The sequence below is a fragment of the Acinetobacter sp. YH01006 genome, assembly GCF_013420445.1.
GTDB lineage: Bacteria > Pseudomonadota > Gammaproteobacteria > Pseudomonadales > Moraxellaceae > Acinetobacter > Acinetobacter pseudolwoffii.
The window spans coordinates 1-2762 of record NZ_VOYB01000062.1; the positions used below are offsets into that span (position 1 = coordinate 1).

Here is a 2762-nt window from a genome sequence, read left to right on the forward strand (position 1 = left end):
GGACAAGCATCGTCATTTTATTATGGTCAGCCTCAGGGTGAAGTGTGTCTAATCAACAGGGTTTTCGGTCTCTAAGTACTTTTTAAAGGGAACATCATCGACTCAAATCTCTATTTGCAACAGTGCCATTTTTTCTAAATGGTGTTTGTAAATCAACACACTGTAAATCATAGTATTTTTTTAGTTCAGGTCTTAAATATCCTTTATCAGCACAAAGCAAACCATGAATATTCTGTGTAATTTCAGGTGCAACATCTCGTTCATCGCAGTTTGCGGGAGCAAAAGTACAATCTGTAATCATTCCTGAGAAATTAATCACAATATGTCCTTTAAAACCATAATATTTTTCTTGTTTAGCTGCACAATAACTAAAACCTGCATGTTCTTTGAAGTTTTTATGTCTTTTTGCTCGGGCATAGCGACAAACAGGGATAGGAAAACCATCAATAAAATGAATGTTATCGTGCATAAAGGTTTTTCTAATCTTGGTCATAATTTGCTGATTGACTTGCCATAAGTTTGCACAATGTTTACAAAAATTAGGATAAGAACCTAATTTTGGAAACCAGTCTAAGTAATTGTGTTTAAAATATTTCCAGATATTTTTATCAGAATCCAATCCTAAAAATTTACCTACAATTTGTATAGTCATTATTTCAATATCGGTTAAAGCTGGAGGAAATCCTCTTGTTCTTAATGGCTTTGTAACGATAAGTGAATAGCAAGAGTCTATGAATAAATACACAGAAATGATAAATTCGTAAATGGGGTCGTTTGCGGGAGGGGGCGGAATCCTACGCTAAGGCTTTGGCCAGCGATATTCTCCGGTGAGATTGATGTGTTCCCATCCGAGCGGCGAAACATGGGCCAAGAGATCGGGCGATAGCAGCTTTCCATCGCGTTTCTGGTTTGCAACGACCTCGCCGAGCTTCATGGTGTTCCAGAAGATGATGATGGCGGCGAGCAGATTCATGCCGGCGATGCGGTAATGCTGGCCTTCGGCGGAACGGTCGCGGATTTCACCGCGGCGGTGGAAGCTGATTGCCCGCTTCAGCGCATGATGAGCTTCGCCTTTGTTGAGCCCGATCTGGGCACGCCGTTGGAGTTCGGCATCCAGAATCCAGTCGATCATGAACAGGGTGCGCTCGACGCGACCGACTTCCCGCAGGGCTGTCGCGAGCTCGTTCTGCCGCGGATAGGAGGCGAGTTTCCGCAGAATCTGGCTTGGCGCGACGGTCCCGGCAGCAATGGTGGCGGCGATGCGCAGGATGTCGGGCCAATTGCGCTCGATCATGGCTTGGTTGACCTTTCCGCCGATCAACGCTCGCAGGTGCGCCGGGGCGGCCGACGGATTGAACGCGTAGAGCCGTTTGGATGGCAGGTCGCGGATGCGCGGAGCGAACCGGTAGCCGAGAATGGCACATGCGGCAAAGACGTGATCGGTGAAGCCGCCCGTGTCGGTGAACTGCTCGCGGATATGGCGTCCAGCATCGTTCATCAGCAGGCCATCGAGGATGTAAGGCGCTTCGCTTGCCGTTGCAGGAATCACCTGGGTTGCGAACGGCGCATATTGGTCGGAGACGTGGCTATAGGCTTTCAGGCCCGGGGTATTGCCATATTTCGCGTTGACCAGGTTCATGGCCTCACCTTGCTCTGTAGCGACGAAGAACTGTCCGTCGCTCGAAGCCGACGTGCCCATGCCCCAGAACCGGGCCATGGGTAACGCTGCCTGTGCCTCGACCACCATGGCCAGCGCCCGGTCATAGGCTTCGCCCTCGACATGCCACCGTCCAATGCGGATCAATTCCCAGAAGGTGTGGGTGTTTGTCGCATCCGCCATTTTGCGCAAGCCGAGGTTGATCCCTTCCGCCAAGATAACGTTCATTAGCCCGATCCGGTCAGCGCAGGGTGCTCCTGTGCGCAGATGGGTGAACGCTTCGGTGAAGCCGGTCGCCGCATCCACCTCCAGCAGGAGATCGGTGATGCGCGTGGGCGGGATCTGCTTGTAGAGATCGAGCACCAGATCTTCGGCGCCTGTCGGCGCGGCGGCTTCGAGTTTCTCGATATGCAGAACGCCGTTTTCAATCGACCCGCCCGGGATCGTGCCTGCGCGAGCGGCACGGCCAAGCTCGCGCAACCGCATGTCGAGGCGAGCTTGCCGGTCTGCCAGCCATTCCTCCGGCCGCAATGGCACAGCGAGACGACCGCCTTCCGCGATGGATTGTGCCGGAACGAGTGCGTGTTTCAGATCGCCATAGCGCCGGGACCTAGTAAGCCAGACATCTCCGGAGCGGAACGCATCGCGCAGATGGAACAGCACCGCGATCTCCCATAGGCGAGCGTCGCCAGCCCTCTGGGCCCGAAGGTGGCGATGCCATTTCGAGCTGGGCCGCAAGAAGCTGGTCATCGCGGCATCGTTCAAACCGGTACGAAGGGCCGTCACCGCTTCCAGAAGCGGCAGTGCAACGGGCGCAGCTCGCAGATCGAGCAGGCGCAACATGCGTGGAGCGTATCGGCGGAAGCGGTGATAACCGTCGAGCACATGATTGAGCGGATCGTCGGCCATGGTGGCGGTCAGCCTGGTTGCCATTGCAACAAGGGTTTTTAAGCCGTCCCACCCTGACCCACTCGCGATGGCACTGTTGCAAATAGTCGGTGGTGATAAACTTATCATCCCCTTTTGCTGATGGAGCTGCACATGAACCCATTCAAAGGCCGGCATTTTCAGCGTGACATCATTCTGTGGGCCGTACGCTGGTACT

Annotated in this window: 1 protein-coding gene and 2 pseudogenes; 1 reads left to right on the forward strand and 2 read right to left on the reverse strand. The window is 53.3% G+C overall.

Annotated features, from left to right (window positions below):
* A pseudogene (locus FTT73_RS15965) lies at nucleotides 1–75 on the forward strand (IS6 family transposase); the annotation flags it as partial.
* Nucleotides 76–127: 52 nt separating this feature from the next.
* On the opposite strand, the pseudogene FTT73_RS15970 reads toward FTT73_RS15965, so the two are convergent.
* Together FTT73_RS15970 and FTT73_RS15975 are read right to left on the reverse strand one after the other, a co-directional pair.
* Nucleotides 128–766 (reverse strand): annotated as a pseudogene (locus tag FTT73_RS15970) (IS982 family transposase); the annotation flags it as partial.
* 33 nt (nucleotides 767–799) lie between these two features.
* Nucleotides 800–2762 (reverse strand): Tn3 family transposase (locus FTT73_RS15975; RefSeq protein WP_373682959.1); only part of this gene is annotated, 1963 nt, incomplete at its 5' end.